Raw genomic sequence first — 19318 nt, 5'->3', positions numbered from 1 at the left:
CATGTTGAAGCCCGGATCGACCATCGGCATTATCGGCGGCGGCCAGCTCGGCCGGATGCTGGCGCAAGCGGCGGCGCGCCTCGGCTTCCACACCGTCATTCTGGAGCCGCAAGCCGATTGCCCCGCCGCGCAGGTCGCGAACCGGCAGATCGTCGCGGCTTATGATGATAAGGCGGCGCTGGCGGAACTGGCGGAAGCCTGCGACGTCATCACCTATGAGTTCGAGAACGTCCCCGTCGAGGCAGCACAGAGGCTCGCGGCGGAGAAGCTCGTCTTCCCGCCCCCCATCGCGCTCGAGGTTTCGCAGGACCGTTTCCGCGAAAAGGCCTTCCTCAACGATTCCGGCATCGAAACCGCCCCCTGGCATCTGGTCAGCGACACGCAAAGCCTTGCCGCCGGCCTCTTCGCCATCGGCGGCCCCGCCATCCTGAAGACGCGGCGCCTCGGCTATGACGGCAAGGGCCAGGTGCGGCTCAGGGGCGACGGCAGCGACGATCTGGACGCCGCCCTCGACGCTATCGGCCATGCGCCCGCTATTCTGGAAGGTTTCGTGCCGTTCGAGCGCGAAGTCTCGGTCATCGCCGCCCGCGACCGCGCCGGCAATTCCCGCACCTATGATATCGCCGAGAACGTCCATGCCAGCGGCATTCTCGCCACCTCAACAGTGCCGGCCAGCATTACGCCCACAACGGCGGCGAGGGCGCGCGAGGCGGCGGAAAAGCTCATGCACGCGCTCGATTATGTCGGCGTCATGGGCCTTGAGTTCTTCGTCCTGAAGGACGGCACGCTGCTTGCCAATGAGTTCGCGCCGCGCGTTCACAATTCCGGCCATTGGACGGAAGCCGCCTGCGCCATTTCTCAGTTCGAGCAGCATATCCGCGCCATCGCTGACCTACCGCTGGGCGACACTATCAGGCATAGCGATTGCGTGATGGAGAATCTCATCGGCGACGATGTGGCGCGCGTGCCTGATATTCTTGGAGAGCCGCAGGCCGTGCTCAACCTCTACGGCAAGGCGGAAGCCCGCCCGGGCCGCAAGATGGGGCATGTCACGCGCATAAAGCATGGTCCCGAAAAGTTGGAGACTTTTCGGTTAAGACCATGCGGCATTAAATATGCCAAAAAATAGAATCGGTTGGGCCGATCTTTTGCCACGGTGGGAGTTGACATCAGCCACAATCCTTGGCTATTTCGCCCCAACCTCATCTGGGCGCGCCCAACGCGCCTTCATTGATGCCCGGCGACGGGCCAACCAGACCGGTGACTGACATGAAGATCAAGAACTCGCTCAAAGCGCTCAAGGGCCGTCATCGCGACAACCGCATGGTTCGCCGCAAGGGCCGCATCTACATCATCAACAAGACCGCCCCGCGCTACAAGGCACGTCAGGGCTGATCACGCGATGATGAGGCTATTCCGCTTCACGGAAGGCCTTATCCTGAAATTCGCATTTGACGTTTCGCTGCGCATGAGTAACCTCATGCGTATGCGGAACGTTTTTGCCATTTTAGCTCTCATCTTCTTCCCCGCCGCGTCCGTCTCGGCGGCGAATGCGGCTGCGCCTCCTGAGCCTGCCGCTGCTGCCAACCCTGCAGGAGCGACCGAAGCGCAGAAGCGCAGCGCCAGGCTCGACCGGCTGTTCGGCGAATTGCGCAAGGAGCGCGACGAAGCCAAGGCGAAGCGCATTGCGAGTGAGATTTACGGGCTGTGGAACCAGTCCGGCAGCGCCACCATCGATCTGATGATGGGATGGGCGAGCGACGCCATCGCCGAGAAGAAATATCCCGTCGCGATCGATTTTCTGAACGAGATCGTCACGCTCAAGCCCGACTATGCCGAGGGCTGGAACCGCCGCGCCACGCTCTTCTTCCTGATGAATGATTATACCAGCGCCATGCGCGACATCGACCGCGCCCTACGGCTGGAGCCGCGCCATTTCGCGGCGCTGATGGGCATGGGCTCGATCCTCAGGGAGACAGGCCGCAAGGAACTCGCCCTGCGCGCCTACGAACGCGCCTTGGCCGTCTATCCCATGCTGCGTGACGCGCAGAAGGAAGCCGGCGAGATTACGGATGAGTTGACGGATACGAGGACTTGAGGGACCCCCTCATCCGACCACGCTTCGCGTACCTATCTTCTCCCACAAGGGGAGAATCCCGCCAATCGCAAACGTTCGTGAATGGCATTAAAGCATGTCTCCCAAAAGTGGGAACCGGTTTTGGGGTAAAGACATGCGCAAAAACAAAAACTTAAAGCGTGTTCCATGAATGCGATAAAATGCAACACGCTTTAGAGCCGTTCATGTTTTGATGGAATCAGCGCCAAGCGCCCTCGTGGTTCGAGGCGAATTCCGCTGCGCTCCATTCGCACCTCACCATGAGGGCTACTGAGCGCCGACGCCCTTCACCCTCATCCTTCGGTGCTCGCGTAGCGAGCATCGAAGGGCGAGGGTGAATGGGTCACGGTAGCAACAGTTTCCATCAAACCGTGAAACGCTCTAAGCGCCATGCCAGCCCCCTCCCTTCTCCCCTTGTGGGAGAAGGTGGCCCGTAGGGCCGGATGAGGGGTGGCTTGCCAGCCGCCTCGATGACGGCGCAGCGAGAGCAGGGACTTATCAAATCCCCGTCAGCCCATCCGCTCCGATATAGGCAATGCGCAGCATATTCGTCGAACCGGGCGTGCGCAGCGGTACGCCTGCCGTGATGATCACGCGGTCGCCCGGCTTGGCGAAGCCTTCGCGGAAGGCGATGTTGCAGGCGCGGTCGACCATGTCGTCGAGATCCTTCGCATCCTCTGTCACGACGCAATGCAGCCCCCAGACGAGGGAAAGCCGGCGCGCCGTCTCCACGATGGGCGAGAGCGCAATGATCGGCGTCTGCGGGCGCTCGCGTGCGGCGCGCAGGCCCGTCGTTCCCGATGCCGTATAGGTAATGATGGCCGACAGCTTGAGCGTCTCGGCGATCTGCCTTGCGGCGAGCGAAATCGCATCCGCGCCCGTCGCTTCCGGCTCGGAGCGCTGCGCGTGGATGATGCCCGGATAGGTCGGGTCGCGTTCCACCTTCTCGGCAATCCGCGCCATGGTGGCAACCGCCTCGACCGGATATTGCCCGGCAGCTGATTCGGCGGAAAGCATGATCGCATCCGCGCCCTCGAACACGGCGGTGGCGACATCCGACACCTCCGCGCGGGTCGGCACCGGCGCCGTGATCATCGATTCCAGCATCTGCGTGGCGACGACAACAGGCTTGCCGGCGCGGCGTGCGGCGCGGATGATCTGCTTCTGGATGCCCGGAACCGCCTCGAGCGGCATTTCCACGCCAAGATCGCCGCGCGCCACCATCAGCGCGTCCGAAAGCTCGATGATCTCGTCAAGGCGAGCGACAGCCTGCGGCTTTTCGATCTTGGAGAGAAGGCCGACGCGTCCACGCGCGATCTTGCGCACTTCCGCCAGATCCTCGGGCCGCTGGATGAAGGAAAGCGCCACCCAGTCGATCTCTTCCTGCAGCACAGCGTCAAGGTCCTTGCGGTCCTTCTCGGTGAGCGCGCTCACGCCCAGCGTCGTGTCGGGCAGGCTCACGCCCTTGCGGTCGGAAATGCCTGTGCCGGAAACCACGCGGCACCGGATCGACTTGCCGTCCGCCTCTTCCGCCACCAGCGCCAGGCGACCGTCATCGATCAGCAGCCGATGCCCCGGCTCGACCGATTGCAGAATTTCCGGATGCGGCAGGAAAACGCGGGTGTTGTCACCCGGCACATCCTGATCGTCGAGCGTGAAGCTCTGGCCGGGCGTCAAGGCGACCTTGCCATCCCTAAACTTGCCGACACGCAGCTTCGGCCCCTGCAGATCGGCGAGAATGCCGATGGGCCGGCCCATTTCCCGCTCCACATTGCGGATGCGCTGCACGAGGGCGCGCATCAGATCGTGGTCGGCATGGCTCATATTGATGCGAAAAACATCCGCCCCCGCCTCGTAAAGCTTGCGGATCACCGCTTCCTCTGATGAAGCCGGTCCAAGCGTTGCGAGAATTTTGACCTTGCGGCTGCGTCTCATGGATTATTCGTTCCTGTCACTGTCGGATTTTCGGGAGGCGTTTCGTCGGTCAGCTGGACCATCCAGCTCGACTGTTCTCCCGTGTCGTATTCCTGAAATCCGGCGCGCTGGAAACCGCGAGCGAAGCAATCGTTGACGCCGGTGATCTTGAATTCCCTCTCCGCGACGCACATGTTCACCGGGCCGTCCCAACGGCCTCCCCCTTCGGCGTCCTCGGCATAGAGATAGTAATAGCGCTGCGAAAGCGGCCCTTCGATGAGCGTCTTGCAGCTCGAGCCGTTGATGTGCCACCAGCCTTCGGTGATCCATCCGGTCTTGGCGCGATAACCGATCGCCACGCCGACGAGATTCTGTGTTGCGTTGCAAACGCGGAAATCCGCGCGCGCGGCCGTACCCATGAGCATCATGCCCAGAGCGAGAGCGCCGGAAAAAACGGTGAGGTGTTGAGCGCGCATTCGCGAGCCTGTCACGCTTGAATATCCCATCTTGGTTGCCCTCTTTTCGGCAGTTTCGCTGATGATGTCAACGCACTTGGAACGTGAGGAGCCGGGAAAACTTCGGACGCTGGCGATTGGGCAAAAGAATGGCGGAACCGCCCGTCACGGAGAAACCGCAAACGCAGTACGGCAGGCGCCTCACCGATTATAAACCATATCCCTGACAATATAGGCTGCGAATGACGCGCATCGTGGTCTTGACCCGCCGCGCTGCGTCGGGCATCGACTTGTTCAAATCCCCCAACCGATCTGGAGAACGAATCCGTGGACGATATCACAAGTGACACCGCACAGACGGTAGCCGTCGGACAGCTGCGCGCTTTCATCGAGCGCATCGAACGGCTTGAGGAAGAAAAGAAGACGATCTCCGACGACATCAAGGATGTCTACGCAGAACTGAAGGGCTCGGGCTTCGACGCCAAGGCGGTCCGCACCGTCATCCGCCTGCGCAAGAAGGAAGAGCAGGAGCGTCAGGAAGAAGAGGCAATGATCCAGCTCTACAAGGACGCGCTTGGGATGAGCTGAGGGCTGGCTGCCAGCCCGGAGCGTTTCGCTGAATAATTTGGGCTGTTATGATAGCAGAACGGTTGAGGCATGGATTCCTGTGACAAGCACAGGAATGACGATAGGTTTGCTGCTGCGGCCAACCTCTGACCTTTTCAGCACGGCGCGCGCCCTCCGCTCGAACGGTTCTCGTGGAAGAAAAAACACCTCCGTCATTCCTGTGCTTGTCACAGGAATCCATGCCTCGACGGTGAAGCGACCGCACCGGTAAAATGGTGTTTCTTACAAAGCGAAACGTCGTCGCTGAAATCATCAACACAAAAATGGCCGCACCGTTTCCGATGCGGCCATTTCTGTTTAATCACCCGGCCCCAAGCCCTTGGGACCGCCGTGCGTCCACGAAGTCTTACGCGGCTTCGGCCTCGTCTTCCTCGATCTCGGCTTCCGCGTCGGCCTTGGCGCCGCGCTTCGGTCCCTTGGCGAGGTTCACCTCGATCAGGCGGACGGCTTCGGTTTCCGACATCTTGTTGACGGCGGCGATTTCACGCGCCATGCGGTCGAGCGCGGCTTCGTAAAGCTGGCGCTCCGAATAGGACTGCTCCGGCTGGTTTTCGGCGCGGTAGAGGTCGCGCACCACTTCCGAAATCGAGATCAAATCGCCCGAATTGATCTTCGCATCATATTCCTGCGCGCGGCGCGACCACATGGTGCGCTTCACGCGCGCACGGCCCTGCACGACCTTCAGCGCGCGGTCGACATAATCCGTCTCGGAAAGCTTGCGCATGCCGATGGTCGATGCCTTGGCGACCGGCACCTTGAGGCGCATTTTGTCTTTCTGGAAATCGATCACGAAAAGTTCAAGCTTGTGGCCCGCCACTTCCTGCTCTTCGATAGCCACGATCTGGCCGACGCCATGAGCGGGATAAACGATGAATTCGCTCGTCTTGAAACCCTGGCGCGTCGCGGGCTTTTTCTGCTGGGATGTCATTACGCTTCATACTCCCTCTTGTGCCCGGCGGGACCCGCCGGTTAACACATGGTAAGCCGGCGCCCCATAAGCAAGGGGAAACCGGTCTGCCGACCCTGTCCGGAAAGGCGAAAATCAAGGAAAGCGCAAACTGTCTCGTCCGGAAGCGGCGCCTGATGTGGGCCTTGGCCACACAATTCCACCGGCACCCGCTAAAGACCGGAAAAAGAAAAACAGCCTTTCGGTGATTAACGCATATGCGTCACGAGTTGACGTCCAGCCATCGACATTTATGAATGAACTCTTAACATAAAAAGCTGAAAGAATCAACAATTTGCCGCGGGTGCTAAAAATAAGTCAGCGAAGGCGTCCAATGAGAGGCCGCCTCGCCGCAAATTCCTAGTCACCTTCACCCGGCTCGGGAGAGAAGAATTTCTCCAATTTGCCTTCGACCCCGTCCATTTCCTTGGCTTCGGACATCTCCGGCTTCTTCGCGGTCAGGTTCGGCCATTTAACGGCGTATTCGGCGTTAAGTTCCAGCCATTTGTCGAGGCCGGGCTCGGTATCCGGCTTGATCGCCTCCGCCGGGCATTCCGGCTCGCATACGCCGCAATCGATGCACTCGTCAGGATTGATGACGAGCATGTTTTCGCCTTCGTAAAAACAATCGACCGGACAGACCTCGACGCAATCCGTATATTTGCAGCGGATGCAATTGTCGGTCACGACATAGGTCATAACAGGACTCCTGATACGGTCTTCTTTAAATTATGGCAGTGAGCTAACGCTTTTGCAGCCGGCATGCAAGGGGATGCACCAGCCCGCGCGGCACTACACCGCAGAACGCGAAATCATATCTGTGTGGGTGTGGGAAGGGAGAATATTTTACCGGCGTGGCCAGGACATAGAGCGGAAACGTTGGCGGGACAACACCCCCCTCTGCCCTGCCGGGCATCTCCCCCTCAAGGGGGGAGATTGGCTGACACAGAGCTACTCCCTCATCCTACAACGTCTGCGATTGGTACTGGGCCGCTCATGAATGCGTAATCTCCCCCCTTGAGGGGGGAGATGTCCGGCAGGACAGAGGGGGGTGTCCCTGGCACAGCCTTGCAATCAAAACGCCTACTCAAACTCCCCCCGCAGCCGATCAATCTCCCGCCGCTCCCGCTTGGTGGGCCGCCCGCTACCCGCATCGCGAACGGGCAAATCCGTGGGCTGTGGCGCGGCGCTCTTTTCAGGCTGCGGCGATATGTCCTCGTAGAGAAGCCGGGCTTCTTCAGCCGGACCGCGGCGATGGCCGGTAGCGAGCACCTTGTAGACGAGGATTCGCCGCTCGAGCGTGACGGTCAGCACATCGCCGACCTTTACCGGATAGGCCGCCTGGTCGATCTTGTCGCGGTTGACCCGCACCCGGCCACCCATGGCTAGCTTCGCCGCCAGCGAGCGCGATTTGACGACGCGCGCGAAGAACAGCCATTTGTCGATGCGCTGCTTTTCGCCCGTCGCCGCCATAACGTTATTTCTTCAGCTGCTCCCGCAGCGCCGCGAGCTTGGCGAAGGGCGAATCCGGATCGATCTTCACCGGACGCTCCTGCCGCTGTTCGTGACGCTTGCCGCCGTCGCGGTTCGCGTGATGCGGCTTGCCGCCATTATTGCCCTTGCGCTGATCGTGGCCCTCGGGCCGGCCCTCACCCTTGTGGAAGCGTTTGCCGCCCTCCTTGCCATCCTGCTGATGGCGAGGCTTGCCGCGGAATTCCTTGCGGCGTTCGCCCTCGCCTTCGCTCTTTGCCTCGGCGGGCCGGTTCTGATTCTGATGGCCGCGATGGCGATTGCCTTGCTGGTTCTGCTGACGTCCGCGCCCCTCGAAGCGGCCCGGCCGCCAGAGCAGGATCGGCTTCACCTCTTCCGCCGTTTCCGCCGGCTTTGCCTCGGTATCAACATCCACGGCAGGAGCCGCTTCCACGACAGGCGCGGGCTCCGCAGCTTTTTCCTTCACGAAAGCAGCCAGATCCCCCACCGGCTCGGCGGGCGGAACGGCGGCCTTGTCTCCGGCAGGAGCGGCGGCTCCGGCAGCGAAGCGATCCAGCTCCGCGAGCTTGGCCGATATTTGCGCGCTATCCGCGGGCTCATGGCGATAGCCGAGGCCCCTGAGGATTTCTTCCATATCGTCAGCGGTCGCGCCCAGAATGGACATCATCGGCGGCGTGACGATGAAGCGGCTGCCGTCATAGGCCCCGTCCGGGCGCGCGCCGGAACCGGGACGCCAGGCAAGCGCCGGGCGGATGAGATCGGCAAGCCGCTCCAGAATGTCGATGCGCACCGCGCGGCGGCCCAGCATGCGGAAACCCGCCAGCTTGTAGAAGGATGGATCGAAGGCGGCATCCACCACGACGGAGGTGCGCCCTGCCGCCAAGGCATGAACGACATCGCCATAGCCGGGGCGCTCGCGCGCATCTTCCTTCAGCGCCCAGAGCAGCGTGATCAGCCCCGCCGGAGCGGGCTTCAGCAGCGCCGGCACGAACACATGATAGGCGCCGAAGCGCACGCCCAGGCGGCGCAGCGCCGCGCGCGAATCCTGATCGAGCCCGCGCACTTCCTCCGCCACGTCGCGGCGTTGCAGCGTGCCGAAATTCTCGACGATGCGGAAGGCGAGCCCGCGCGTCATCCCGGTGAGCGCGTCGGCATTGGCGAGATCGAACAGCGGCTTCAGCACTGTTTCGAGATGATGCGCCACGAAGCGGTCCACCCGCGCCACGACCTTTTCGCGCGCCGGGCCTGTCAATTGCTCATCCGCCAGCAGCACCGCACGCGGCTTCAGCGGGTCGTCGCCCGCCACCAGCATGGCGACGGTCGCGCCGATCCAGCGCAGCACGCCATCGGAGCCAAGCGCGAAATCGCCATTGGCCGATGCGGCGAAGCGCTCGGCCCGGCGTTCGAACTCGGCGGCAAGCGCCTTTTGCGCGGCTTCCTTCAGCGCCTTGGCGTCGGCCCCTTCGGCCTTCGTGTCGGCGGTAAAACGGAACCCTTCCAATTGCCCGACATGGTGGCCTTCCACAAGGACATCACCGGACGGGCTTATTTCGGCTTCAAGCATGGCATTCTCTCTCAGGCGCTTCATGAGCACGCTTGTCCTGCGGTCTACAAAGCGTTTCGTCAACCGTTCATGTAGCGCATCGGACAGTCTGTCCTCTATTTCGCGCGTCTTTTCCTGCCAATGTGTCGGATCGGCAAGCCATCCGGGCCTGTGCGACACGAAAGTCCAGGTGCGAATCTGTGCAATCCGGTGCGATAGCGTATCGATCTCGCCATCCGTCCGGTCCGCCAGCCGCACCTGTTCGCTCATGTAGTTTTCGTCCACATGGCCCCGCCGGACAAGGTCGGAATAGATCGCGGCGATGATATCGGCGTGTTGTGCGGGCGCAATCTTGCGATAGTCGGGCAAAGCGCAGGCATCCCACAACTTTTCCACCCGGTCGGGCCTGTCCGCCAGCCGCGCAATGTCATTGTCGCGCGACAGATAGTCGAGCGCCTGCGCATCCACGGCCGGCAGCGCTCGCACCAGCCCCTCCGCCGGCGCGGGCGCGTCGATGGAGCGGCGCAAGGCATCGATGGAGGAAAAGTCGAAACGCGCGGTGCGCCATTGCAGCACCTTCACCGGATCGAAGGCATGGCCCTCGATCTTCTCGACCAGCTCGTTTTCGAAAGGGTCCACCTGGCCGGTGACACCGAATGTGCCATCGCGCACATGCCGCCCGGCCCGGCCCGCGATCTGGCCAAGCTCGGCGGCGGTCAAATCGCGGAACTGATAGCCGTCGAACTTGCGGTTCTGGGCAAAGGCGACATGGTCCACATCGAGATTGAGGCCCATGCCGATGGCGTCGGTCGCGACAAGGAAATCCACATCGCCCGATTGGTAGAGCGCCACCTGCGCGTTGCGGGTGCGCGGGGAAAGCGCCCCCATCACCACAGCCGCCCCGCCGCGCTGGCGGCGGATAAGCTCGGCGATGGCATAGACTTCGTCCGCCGCGAAGGCGACGATGGCCGTGCGGCGCGGCAGGCGGGTGATCTTCTTCGAGCCGGAATAGGCAAGGTGGGAAAGCCGTGGCCGGGTGACGACGGAAATGCCGCGCAGCAGCTTTTCCAATATGCCGCGCATGGTGGCCGCGCCGAGCAGCAGCGTCTCCTGCCGTCCGCGCAAATGCAGGATGCGGTCGGTAAAGATATGGCCGCGCTCCAGATCGCCCGCCAATTGCACCTCGTCTATGGCGACGAAGGCGGCATTTGTGGTGCGCGGCATCGCCTCGACGGTGCAGACCGAGTAGCGCGCGCCCGGCGGCACGATCTTCTCCTCGCCCGTCACCAGCGAGACATTGGCCGCCCCTGCCCGCTCGACGATACGGCCATAGACCTCCCGCGCCAGCAGCCGCAGCGGCAGTCCGATAATGCCGCTCTCATGCGCGAGCATCCGCTCGATGGCCAGATGCGTCTTGCCCGTATTGGTCGGCCCCAGCACGGCGGTGACATCGCGGCCGGAGAGGATGAGAGGCAATTCGTTTGCGGGATGATGGTTCATGACTCAAACGACCGAATTCAACTTATGTCTTCTGCGTAGCACTATCGGAGGCGCACCGAAACCCATGATTGCGTGCTCACATCGCCTGTCGTTAAGAAACGGAACGTGAACCGAACGAATCGGCGACGAATCACCGACCTGATTGAATTCCCGCTTTGTTCACCGCGATATCTAGTGGGAAATGCGCTTTGCATTACCAGATGCTGAATCGCAAGGCGGCTGGAGCTATTGAGAAGAACGCAGCCGTTAACCTTTGGCACTCCGCGGGCTGCGAGAAATTTTTCGCTAATTCAAATTTTAGTAAAATCGCAATAATTCCTTATGGAAGATTAACGCCCTGTGCAGCAAGAAAGGGCTGTTCCGTTAACCCTTCGACCAAACGCCGAACGAATCGGCGACGAATCAGCTTTCCGCCCGTTTTCCTGCTTTGTTCTCACCACATATGGTATTGTTGGGGGAGATATCCGCATAGGCGGGAGGAGAAATTGGCTGGGACGGAGAAAAGGATTGGAGATAGCGTTAACCACCTGTGCCGTTTTGGAACGGTTACAGTCCCTGGCGCCCTCCTTCCCCCTTGCGGGGAAGGTGCCCGCGTTAGCGGGCGGATGGGGGTGGTGAAATTTGCGCTTGCTTCGAAGACCCTAGCGCAAACGTCGCCACCCCCACCCGACCCTTCGGGCCACCCTCCCCGCAAGGGGAAGGCAAGGCGCTAGACCATATACTGCCCGCCATTGGCCGCGATGGTTGACCCCGTAATGAACCCCGCCTCATCGGAAGCCAGAAACACCGCGATGCGCGCGATTTCCTCCGGCTCGCCCAGCCGCCCCACCGGAATATGCGGCAATATCCGCTCGTTGAGCACCGTTTCATCGATCGCCCGGACCATTTCCGTCCCGATATAGCCGGGCGCGATCGCATTGACCGTGATGCCGACCCGCGCGCCTTCCTGCGCCAGTGCCTTGGTGAGCCCGATATCTCCCGCCTTGGCAGCGGAATAATTCGCCTGGCCCGCCTGGCCCTTCTGGCCGTTGACGGAGGAAATATTGATGATGCGACCGAATTTCCGCTCCCGCATACCCGGCCAGACACGATGCGCCATGTTGAAGACGCCGTTGAGATTGGTGTCGATCACCTCTTTCCACTGCTCCACGGTCATCTTGTGGAACATGGCGTCACGGGTGATACCGGCATTGTTGACGAGCACCTCGACGGGCCCCAGATCCGCCTCCACCCGGGCAATGCCGTCTCCGCAGGCCTGGTAGTCGGACACATCCCAGCGATAGATCGGAATGCCGTGCTCCGCGCTGAACCGCTCGGCCATTTCGTCATCGCTGAAATAATTGACCGCTACCCGGTAACCGGCCTTGTGTAACGCGATTGCAATGGCCGCGCCGATCCCGCGCGACCCGCCTGTAATAAGTGCGACTCGTTGCATTTTTCTTCCATTTTGGCCGTCTATGGGTACCGGCTTTCTGGCAACAATGGGTCTTTAAAATGGCGCTTCAAAGGCGCTCGACACACAGCGCGATCCCCATGCCGCCGCCGATGCAGAGCGTCGCGAGGCCCTTCTTCGCCTGCCGCCGCTTCAGCTCGTAAAGCAGCGTCGTCAGAACCCGCGCCCCGGATGCGCCGATGGGATGGCCGATGGCGATGGCCCCGCCATTCACATTGACGATATCTGGATCAAGCCCAAGATCGCGCACCACCGCGCAGGATTGCGCCGCGAAGGCCTCGTTCGCCTCGACCAGATCGAGTTCCCCGACGCTCCAGCCCGCCTTTTCCAGCGCCTTGCGTGTCGCCGGAATCGGTCCCGTGCCCATGATCGCCGGATCGACTCCCGCCGTTGCCCAGGAGACGATGCGCGCCAACGGCTCGATCCCGCGCCGTTCCGCCTCGGCCTCGGTAAGGAGAACTACCGCCGCCGCCCCGTCATTGATGCCCGAGGCATTGCCTGCCGTCACCGACCCCTGCCCGTCGAAGGCCGGCTTCAGCTTCGCGAGCGTGTCGAGCGTCACTCCATGGCGGATATGCTCGTCCTCCGAAACCACCGTCTCGCCCTTGCGCGTCTTCACCGTGAAGGGCGCGATCTCGTCACGGAAACGCCCCTCCTTCTGCGCCGCTTCCGCCTTGTTCTGCGAGGCGACGGCGAAGATGTCCTGCTCTTCGCGGGTAAGCTGCCATTGCCGGGCGATGTTTTCCGCCGTGATGCCCATGTGATAGCCGTGGAAGGCGTCGGTGAGCCCGTCCTTCAGCATGGTGTCGATCATCTTGAAATCGCCCATCTTCACCCCGCCGCGCAGATGCGCCGAGTGCGGTGCCATGGACATGGATTCCTGCCCGCCCGCGACGATGATCCGCGCATCCCCCAGCGCAATCTGCTGCATGCCGATGGCGACGGCGCGCAGGCCCGAGCCGCAAAGCTGGTTGATCCCGAAGGCGGTGGCCTCATCAGGCAATCCCGCCGCCATCGCCGCCTGGCGCGCCGGGTTCTGCCCCTCGCCCGCCGTCAGCACCTGGCCGAGCACCACTTCGTCCACCTCGCCTGCCTCGACGCCCGCCCGCGACAGGGCATCGCGGATCGCCGCCGCGCCCAGCTCATGCGCGGGTACACTGGCGAAAGCGCCGTTGAACGAGCCGACGGGCGTACGCGCCGCGCTGGCGATGACGACATGGCCGTTTCCGGTCTTGTTCATGAAAATCCTCCTGTTTTGAGACCCAAGATGAAACGGGAAAGGGCGGCTTGGCAAGGGCGGCGCACAATAGAATGGGGTTGACAGGTCCCGCATCGCACAAACGCTTTGATATATGCGGATTTTAGCCCTATTCTTCGCCTCGGGGAGAATTTTCAGCTTCAATGGGGTGCGGGGGAGGTTGATCGTGACAAAGACAGGCCAAAAAACTGGCCCAACCATCATCAAGAAATACGCCAATCGCCGGCTCTACAACACCGGCACGAGCACCTATGTCACGCTCGAGGATCTGGCTGCGATGGTGAAGAAGGGCGAGGAGTTCACCGTCCAGGACGCCAAGACCGGCGAGGACATCACGCACAGCGTGCTGACGCAGATCATCTTCGAACTGGAGAACGACAAGGACAGCCAGTACATGCTGCCCATCTCCTTCCTGCGGCAACTGATCGCCTTCTATGGCGACCAGATGCAAATGGTCCTGCCGAGCTATCTCGAGCAGTCCATGACCGCCTTCTCCAAGGAGCAGGAGCGGATGCGCGAGCAGATGGCATCCACCTTTGGCAAGTCGTCCACCGATTTCATGCGCAACTTCCCCACCAAGCTGATCGAAGAGCAGGTGCGTCGGAACACCGAGATGTTCGCCCAGGCGATGCGCATGTTCAGTCCCTTCCCGATGGGCGACGCGCCCAATGGCAGGGCGGAGCCGAAGAAGGACGAACCTGAGGCGGCAAGGCCCTCCAGCGACGAACTGCGCGAGTTGAAGGAACAGATCGCCGCCATGCAGCGCAAGATCGACGAGATCGTGAAATAATTTCGCGCCCTGCGACAAACAGTTTTTCCATCGGCTACCGGATTTTGCCGTGCAATCGCCGCCGCGCGCGATAAAAAGGCTAAAATGGAAATGCTGGCGCTCCCCATCACCCCCCTCTGTCCTGCCGGACATCTCCCCCACAAGGGGGGAGATTGGCTGGGAGTCTGCTTTCGCCATTCGTCAACGTTGCAGAAAGATGCGCCGTCATTGATGAAGGCCAATCTCCCCCCTTGTGGGGGAGATGCCCGGCAGGGCAGAGGGGGGTTGCCTCGCATAGACCTATAAAATGTAACACCCTACCGAAAAGGAAAAATCCCATGGCGCAGCTCACACTCGACAAGGCCAATGAGATCATCACGAGCGCATTTGCCAAGGCGAACGCGCTGGGGCTGAAGCCGCTCGTCGTCGCCGTCTATGACGCCGGCGGTCATCTGAAGGCGTTTCAGCGGCAGGACGGCACCTCGATCCTGCGTTTCGAGATCGCTTCGGGCAAGGCTTTCGGCGCGCTCGCCGTAGGTAGCGGCTCGCGCTGGCTGCACAATCAGGCAAAAGACCGCCCGCATTTCCTCGAAGGGCTCTCCGGCGTTTCCGGCGGACGCATCATGCCAGTACCGGGCGGCGTGCTGATCAAGGACGGTTCGGGGGAGATCTTGGGCGCGGCGGGCATTTCCGGCGACACGTCGGATAATGACGAAGCTGCCGCGGTTGCCGGGATCGAGGCGGCGGGGTTTGCGGCGGATGCGGGTTGAGATATCGCGCCCCTCCCTCCCCCTTGCGGGGAGGGTGGCCCGAAGGGTCGGATGGGGGTGGTGACGCTTGGCGCCACGCTCTTCGAAGCAGGCGCGAACGTCACCACCCCCATCCGCCCGCTAACGCGGGTTTCGTCGCTGGAAAAGCCAAATCGTTGGCCTTTCCTCGGCCTGCGGCCGAACGCTCCTCAATCCCCGCAAGGGGGAAGGAGGGCGCTATTACCGATCGAACCACCAAACAAAAAAGACCGGCGCAAGAGCCGGTCTTTTCAATTCATTCGCTCGAAAGGAAACTCAGTCCTTCGGCGTCAGCACCTGGCGACCGCGATACATGCCGGTCTTCAGGTCGATATGGTGCGGGCGGCGCAGTTCGCCGGAGTTCTTGTCCTCGACATAGGTCGGGGCCTTCAGCGCATCGGCCGAACGGCGCATGCCGCGCTTCGACGGAGAGGTCTTTCGTTTAGGTACAGCCATGGATTCAGCTCCACTGATCGGTCAACAAAGGTCCGGCCCGGCCCCGGCGGAGCCTGTCACATCGGACAAAATTCCGGAAAGTCCGCGTGCCTATACACGCAATAACGGGGCTTGACCAGAGCGCCCCGTATTTTTTTCCCACCAATCCGCGATTATTGCACACAGCCGACATAAGGCCCCGCGCGCCTCGCCCGCGCCTCGATGATGCGGGCGATCCGCTGCATGCCGCGGCTGGGCTTTGCCGGGTTGCGCAGGATCGGATTGGGCAGCGTGGCGGCCAGCAGCGCGGCCTGCCGCGCCGTCAGCCGCGCGGCGGAGCGGCCGAAATGATGCTGCGCCGCAGCCTCCGCGCCATATATCCCCGGCCCCCACTCGACGATGTTCAGGTAAATTTCCATCACCCGCCGTTTGGGCAGGATCGTATCGGCGGCCATCGCCAGCGGAAATTCCAAAGCCTTGCGTAAATAAGAGCGGCCATTCCAAAGAAAAAGATTCTTCACCGTCTGCATGGTGATGGTGGAAGCGCCGCGCGTGCGCTCTCCCTCCGCCGCCTCGCCCAGCACCAGATCGAGCTGCCGCCAGTCGATGCCCGCATGGCGGCAGAACTGGCCGTCCTCCGACATCATCACCGAATTGATGAGCACGGGCGATATCTCGTCAAGAGACCTCCATTGCCGGTCATAGCCGCCAAGCACGACCGCATCGCGCAGCATGAGGGTTGAGACCGGATGAACGAAGGGAACGAGATAGACGAGAAGAAGCAAAAGCGGGGCAAAGAAGAGAACGAGCAGCACCCGCCCGAAACCACGCAGCAGCCGCGTATGAATCGGATCGGCCAGATAACCCCTGCCATCCCTCTCCCGTATCACCACTTTCGCCACACGCCTTGCCCATCTGCAGCCCTCTCCCGCATAGAACATTCCAATCGAAGATTGAACCCATCGCCTGGTAAAAGCCCGATTTATTGGCGGTATAACGTCTGGATTCCCGATTCGATAACATCAGGCCGAAAGTTTTCCCACCACGCGACAGTTCCGTGAAAAAACTTCGGCGTCGCCATGGACCGGTTGACCGGCGCGCGCCTTTCGTCCATGCCGGACCGATGGCTACTGATATCCTTCGCCCTGATTTCGCAATTGCTTTGGCCTCGCGCGCCCGTCTGGTGGAAGCCGCGCTTGAGAAGCTGCTCGATGCGCACTCACGCAATGGCGAGATCGCCAGGCCCGACCGGCTCATGGCCGCGATGCGCCACGGCGTCCTCAATGGCGGCAAGCGGCTCCGTCCCTTCCTGCTCATGGAAAGCGCTGCCCTCTTCGCCGCTGACAAGGAGCCGGCGTTGCGCGTCGCCGCCGCCCTTGAGTGCATCCATTGCTATTCGCTCGTGCATGACGATCTGCCGGCCATGGATGATGACGATGTCAGGCGCGGCCAGCCGACCGTGCACAAGGCCTTCGACGAGGCGACGGCGATCCTCGCAGGCGACAGCCTGTTGACCTATGCCTTCGAGATCGTCGCCAGCGAAGAGACCGCCCTCCCCGCCCAGACGCGAGTGATGCTCGTCGCCGCCCTTGCCCGTGCTGCGGGGCTGGGCGGCATGGCTGGCGGCCAGATGCTCGACCTCTCGGCCGAAACCCGCAAGCCGGACGAAAGCGGCATTATCACCTTGCAGGCGATGAAGACCGGCGCACTCATCCGCTTCGCCTGCGAGGCGGGCGCAATCATCGGCAATGCCGTGCCGGAAGACCGCGAGCGCCTGGCGGAATACGGTTCGGCCATCGGCCTCGCCTTCCAGCTCGCCGACGATCTCCTCGACGTCACCGCCGACGCCGCGGCGATGGGCAAGGCAACCGGCAAGGATGCCGCGGCAGGCAAGGCCACGCTCGTCTCGCTGCATGGGGTCGAATGGACGAGAAAGCAACTGCGCGGCCTCGTCGAACAGGCCGAAATGCTGCTGGAGCCTTTCGGGGCGGATGCCGCGCTGCTGAAGCAGGCCGCGCAGTTCATCGCGGACCGGGAGAGTTAGGCCCCTCTAACCCTTCTTCTCCCCTCTGATCTTCTCAATCCCGTGCTTCCTCGTATGGGTTGATGCAAACCACGCCGAGCGGCTGAAAATGCCGGAGGTTGGCTGTCAACAGCGTCAAGGAATGCGTTTTCGCAGTCGCTGCTATCAATATGTCAGCCAAACCGGGATTTAAACGTCCTCCTCCCGCACCTTGACGATGATCACATCGTCGGCCGAGAGCAGCCGGCCATCCTGGGCCCGCACATCGAGCGGGGCCACCTCCTGTCCCGTGAAGCGGTCCACGAGATGGGAGCGCGGCTCGTCCGGCGCAAAGAGGTGTTTCTCGCCCCATTGGCGCAAGGCCACGATGACAGGCAGAAGGTCGCGCCCCTTGGCGGTGAGCCTGTATTCCTGATGCGCCCCGCCCTTGGGGTCAGGGACCGTTTCCAGAATCCCCTCCCCCGTCAGCTTGCGCAGCCGGTCCGCCAGGATGTTCCGGGCGATGCCGAGATTTTTCTGGAAGGCGCTGAACCGCGTCACCCCATCGAACGCCTCGCGCACGATCAAGAGCGACCACCAGTCGCCGATGACATCCAGCGACCGCGCGCTGGGGCAATAATCCCCTTTCAGGCTCGTCTTGCGGACCATGCGGTTCCCTCCTCGAATATGGTTGCAATATAAAACTCTTTTCGCTACAAGCAAAATGGTTTCATTTTAAAACCAAATTGCGGAGTCTCTCATGTCTGCTTCATCCGGCGCGGCGGCGATGCCGTCCGCGAATGCGAGCGCGCGCCCGGCGCTCTCTTCCGCCACGCTTCTGCTTTTCGCTGTGGCCAGCGGCCTTGCGGTGGCAAATGTCTATTTCGCCCATCCCCTGCTCGATGTGATGGCCGACGATCTTGGCCTCTCCCGTGCCACGGCGGGACTGATCGTTGCTGCAAGCCAGGTGGGCTATGCGCTCGGCCTCATCTTCCTCGTACCGCTCGGCGATCTCTTCGACCGGCGCAAGCTGATCGTCGGCCATTTCCTTTTGTCGGCCCTCGCCCTCCTGTCGATAGGGTTCGCCGCCAATTCCACGCTGCTGCTCGTTTCCATGGGCGCAATGGGCTTGCTTGCGGTGGTCACCCAGGCGCTCGTCGCATACGCCGCAAGCCTTGCCGAACCGGAGCGGCGCGGCCACGTCGTCGGCGTCGTCACCAGCGGCATCGTGCTCGGCATATTGCTGGCCCGCGCCGTGGCGGGCGCGCTGACGGATGTGAGCGGCTGGCGTAGTGTTTACCTGAGTTCCGCCCTCCTCACCCTGCTGATCGGCCTCGCGCTCTGGCGCAGCCTGCCCCGCCAGCGCCGCGAGTCCGCAGGCCTCCCCTATCCGGCACTGATCCTGTCGCTCGCGACGCTATTCCGGTCGGAGCCGGTGCTACGCATTCGCGCCATCATCGCGATGCTGATCTTCGCCGACATCACCACGCTGCTCGCGCCGCTGGTGATGTCGCTGAGCGCGCCGCCCTTCGAACTGAGCCATGCCGAGATCGGGCTTTTCGGCCTTGCGGGAGCGGCGGGCGCGCTCGCCGCCTCCCGGGCCGGAAGAATTGCCGACCGCGGCCATGCCCAGCGCATGACGGGCATCGCGCTCCTGCTGATGCTCGTTGCCTGGGGACCGATCGCCTTGCTGGGGCATTCGCTCCTTTGGCTGATCGCCGGGGTGCTGATTATCGATTTCGGCCTGCAGGCGGTGCATGTCACCAACCAGGCGATGATCTACCGCGTGCGCCCCGACGCACAGAACCGGTTGACAGCCGCCTATATGGTCTTCTACTCCATCGGCAGCGCTGGCGGCTCCGTCCTCTCCACCTGGGTCTACGCCCATGCGGGCTGGAACGGCGTCTGCCTGCTCGGCGCGGGGATAAGCCTCGTCACGCTCGCCTTCTGGGCCGCGAGCCTGAAGGCAACGCCGGAAGCCGCCACGCGGGCTTTATAAGGCAGAGCAGGCGTCACGCGCA

Annotated in this window: 18 protein-coding genes and 1 pseudogene; 8 read left to right on the top strand and 11 right to left on the bottom strand. The window is 62.2% G+C overall.

The window, feature by feature from the left end; all coding sequences use genetic code 11:
- Position 1: 1 nt before the first annotated feature.
- The 3 genes from IEX53_RS12500 (at position 2) to IEX53_RS12490 (ending at position 2098) form a co-directional block, all read left to right on the top strand.
- The gene (locus IEX53_RS12500) at positions 2-1129 is read left to right on the top strand and encodes a 5-(carboxyamino)imidazole ribonucleotide synthase (RefSeq protein WP_188824613.1); all 1128 of its coding nucleotides are present in this window, start codon (positions 2-4) and stop codon (positions 1127-1129) included.
- Between the two features lie 140 nt (positions 1130-1269).
- A complete protein-coding gene (gene ykgO / locus IEX53_RS12495) occupies positions 1270-1395 on the top strand; it encodes a type B 50S ribosomal protein L36 (RefSeq protein WP_188824503.1) in 126 nt (41 codons plus the stop codon).
- 73 nt (positions 1396-1468) lie between these two features.
- A complete protein-coding gene (locus IEX53_RS12490) occupies positions 1469-2098 on the top strand; it encodes a tetratricopeptide repeat protein (RefSeq protein WP_188824612.1) in 630 nt (209 codons plus the stop codon).
- A 516-nt stretch (positions 2099-2614) separates the two neighbouring features.
- Here IEX53_RS12490 and pyk read toward each other — a convergent pair.
- A complete protein-coding gene (gene pyk / locus IEX53_RS12485) occupies positions 2615-4051 on the bottom strand; it encodes a pyruvate kinase (protein WP_188824502.1) in 1437 nt (478 codons plus the stop codon).
- Positions 4048-4458, bottom strand: coding sequence for a DUF1036 domain-containing protein (locus IEX53_RS12480; protein ID WP_236016184.1), 411 nt, complete (start codon positions 4456-4458; stop codon positions 4048-4050). The genes pyk and IEX53_RS12480 overlap by 4 nt, the downstream gene beginning before the upstream one ends.
- Positions 4459-4812: 354 nt before the next feature.
- Here IEX53_RS12480 and IEX53_RS12475 point away from each other — a divergent pair, with 354 nt between their 5' ends.
- On the top strand, positions 4813-5073 hold the full coding sequence (locus IEX53_RS12475; RefSeq protein ID WP_188824500.1) for a DUF2312 domain-containing protein: 261 nt from the start codon (positions 4813-4815) through the stop codon (positions 5071-5073).
- A 385-nt stretch (positions 5074-5458) separates the two neighbouring features.
- Here IEX53_RS12475 and IEX53_RS12470 read toward each other — a convergent pair whose 3' ends face one another.
- From IEX53_RS12470 to IEX53_RS12445, 6 genes and pseudogenes are all read right to left on the bottom strand, one after another.
- Positions 5459-6040 carry a CarD family transcriptional regulator gene (locus tag IEX53_RS12470; RefSeq protein ID WP_188824499.1) on the bottom strand — a complete coding sequence of 194 codons (582 nt, stop codon included), beginning with the start codon at positions 6038-6040 and terminating at the stop codon, positions 5459-5461.
- Between the two features lie 378 nt (positions 6041-6418).
- Positions 6419-6757 carry a ferredoxin FdxA gene (fdxA, locus tag IEX53_RS12465; RefSeq protein ID WP_188824498.1) on the bottom strand — a complete coding sequence of 113 codons (339 nt, stop codon included), beginning with the start codon at positions 6755-6757 and terminating at the stop codon, positions 6419-6421.
- 384 nt (positions 6758-7141) lie between these two features.
- Positions 7142-7531: an RNA-binding S4 domain-containing protein gene (locus tag IEX53_RS12460; RefSeq protein WP_188824497.1), complete on the bottom strand. Its 390-nt coding sequence runs from the start codon at positions 7529-7531 to the stop codon at positions 7142-7144.
- 282 nt (positions 7532-7813) lie between these two features.
- Positions 7814-10592: pseudogene (locus IEX53_RS12455) on the bottom strand (helicase-related protein); the annotation flags it as partial.
- Positions 10593-11301: 709 nt separating this feature from the next.
- Entirely contained in the window at positions 11302-12027 is a 726-nt protein-coding gene (phbB, locus tag IEX53_RS12450; protein ID WP_188824495.1) for an acetoacetyl-CoA reductase, read from the bottom strand.
- 67 nt (positions 12028-12094) lie between these two features.
- Positions 12095-13285, bottom strand: a complete 1191-nt coding sequence (locus tag IEX53_RS12445) for an acetyl-CoA C-acetyltransferase (RefSeq protein ID WP_188824494.1) — start codon at positions 13283-13285, stop codon at positions 12095-12097.
- Positions 13286-13469: 184 nt separating this feature from the next.
- On the opposite strand from IEX53_RS12445, the gene phaR reads away from it, so the two are divergent.
- Together phaR and IEX53_RS12435 are read left to right on the top strand one after the other, a co-directional pair.
- Positions 13470-14093 carry a polyhydroxyalkanoate synthesis repressor PhaR gene (gene phaR, locus IEX53_RS12440; protein WP_236016177.1) on the top strand — a complete coding sequence of 208 codons (624 nt, stop codon included), beginning with the start codon at positions 13470-13472 and terminating at the stop codon, positions 14091-14093.
- Between the two features lie 317 nt (positions 14094-14410).
- Positions 14411-14842 carry a GlcG/HbpS family heme-binding protein gene (locus IEX53_RS12435; protein ID WP_188824492.1) on the top strand — a complete coding sequence of 144 codons (432 nt, stop codon included), beginning with the start codon at positions 14411-14413 and terminating at the stop codon, positions 14840-14842.
- Positions 14843-15136: 294 nt separating this feature from the next.
- On the opposite strand, the gene rpmF is transcribed toward IEX53_RS12435, so the two are convergent.
- Positions 15137-15316, bottom strand: a complete 180-nt coding sequence (rpmF, locus tag IEX53_RS12430; RefSeq protein WP_188824491.1) for a 50S ribosomal protein L32 — start codon at positions 15314-15316, stop codon at positions 15137-15139.
- A gap of 152 nt (positions 15317-15468) precedes the next feature.
- Positions 15469-16197 (bottom strand): monofunctional biosynthetic peptidoglycan transglycosylase, encoded by a 729-nt coding sequence (mtgA, locus tag IEX53_RS12425; protein ID WP_373288638.1) that lies wholly within the window; start codon positions 16195-16197, stop codon positions 15469-15471.
- A gap of 221 nt (positions 16198-16418) precedes the next feature.
- On the opposite strand from mtgA, the gene IEX53_RS12420 reads away from it, so the two are divergent.
- Positions 16419-17339, top strand: a complete 921-nt coding sequence (locus tag IEX53_RS12420; RefSeq protein ID WP_188824489.1) for a polyprenyl synthetase family protein — start codon at positions 16419-16421, stop codon at positions 17337-17339.
- Between the two features lie 168 nt (positions 17340-17507).
- Here the strand turns inward: IEX53_RS12420 and IEX53_RS12415 are convergent, their stop codons facing one another.
- Positions 17508-17966 carry a winged helix-turn-helix transcriptional regulator gene (locus tag IEX53_RS12415; protein ID WP_188824488.1) on the bottom strand — a complete coding sequence of 153 codons (459 nt, stop codon included), beginning with the start codon at positions 17964-17966 and terminating at the stop codon, positions 17508-17510.
- Positions 17967-18057: 91 nt separating this feature from the next.
- On the opposite strand from IEX53_RS12415, the gene IEX53_RS12410 reads away from it, so the two are divergent.
- A complete protein-coding gene (locus IEX53_RS12410; protein WP_188824487.1) occupies positions 18058-19296 on the top strand; it encodes an MFS transporter in 1239 nt (412 codons plus the stop codon).
- The last annotated feature ends 22 nt before the right edge of the window (positions 19297-19318 follow it).

Origin of the sequence: Paramesorhizobium endophyticum (assembly GCF_014640615.1) — a bacterium.
Classification (GTDB): Bacteria; Pseudomonadota; Alphaproteobacteria; order Rhizobiales; family Rhizobiaceae; genus Paramesorhizobium; species Paramesorhizobium endophyticum.
Note: the sequence above shows the minus strand (reverse complement) of the source record. Positions and strands in the feature narration are given on the sequence as shown.

What these genes read in the sequence shown, in the direction of transcription:
- IEX53_RS12460 (WP_188824497.1), bottom strand. Translation starts at nt 7,531, where the DNA reads ATGGCGGCGACGGGCGAAAAGCAGCGCATCGACAAATGGCTGTTCTTC.
- IEX53_RS12415 (WP_188824488.1), bottom strand. Translation starts at nt 17,966, where the DNA reads ATGGTCCGCAAGACGAGCCTGAAAGGGGATTATTGCCCCAGCGCGCGG.
- IEX53_RS12445 (WP_188824494.1), bottom strand. Translation starts at nt 13,285, where the DNA reads ATGAACAAGACCGGAAACGGCCATGTCGTCATCGCCAGCGCGGCGCGT.
- phbB (WP_188824495.1), bottom strand. Translation starts at nt 12,027, where the DNA reads ATGCAACGAGTCGCACTTATTACAGGCGGGTCGCGCGGGATCGGCGCG.
- fdxA (WP_188824498.1), bottom strand. Translation starts at nt 6,757, where the DNA reads ATGACCTATGTCGTGACCGACAATTGCATCCGCTGCAAATATACGGAT.
- IEX53_RS12490 (WP_188824612.1), top strand. Translation starts at nt 1,469, where the DNA reads ATGAGTAACCTCATGCGTATGCGGAACGTTTTTGCCATTTTAGCTCTC.
- pyk (WP_188824502.1), bottom strand. Translation starts at nt 4,051, where the DNA reads ATGAGACGCAGCCGCAAGGTCAAAATTCTCGCAACGCTTGGACCGGCT.
- IEX53_RS12410 (WP_188824487.1), top strand. Translation starts at nt 18,058, where the DNA reads ATGTCTGCTTCATCCGGCGCGGCGGCGATGCCGTCCGCGAATGCGAGC.
- ykgO (WP_188824503.1), top strand. Translation starts at nt 1,270, where the DNA reads ATGAAGATCAAGAACTCGCTCAAAGCGCTCAAGGGCCGTCATCGCGAC.
- IEX53_RS12470 (WP_188824499.1), bottom strand. Translation starts at nt 6,040, where the DNA reads ATGACATCCCAGCAGAAAAAGCCCGCGACGCGCCAGGGTTTCAAGACG.
- IEX53_RS12420 (WP_188824489.1), top strand. Translation starts at nt 16,419, where the DNA reads ATGGCTACTGATATCCTTCGCCCTGATTTCGCAATTGCTTTGGCCTCG.
- rpmF (WP_188824491.1), bottom strand. Translation starts at nt 15,316, where the DNA reads ATGGCTGTACCTAAACGAAAGACCTCTCCGTCGAAGCGCGGCATGCGC.
- IEX53_RS12435 (WP_188824492.1), top strand. Translation starts at nt 14,411, where the DNA reads ATGGCGCAGCTCACACTCGACAAGGCCAATGAGATCATCACGAGCGCA.
- IEX53_RS12500 (WP_188824613.1), top strand. Translation starts at nt 2, where the DNA reads ATGTTGAAGCCCGGATCGACCATCGGCATTATCGGCGGCGGCCAGCTC.
- IEX53_RS12480 (WP_236016184.1), bottom strand. Translation starts at nt 4,458, where the DNA reads ATGATGCTCATGGGTACGGCCGCGCGCGCGGATTTCCGCGTTTGCAAC.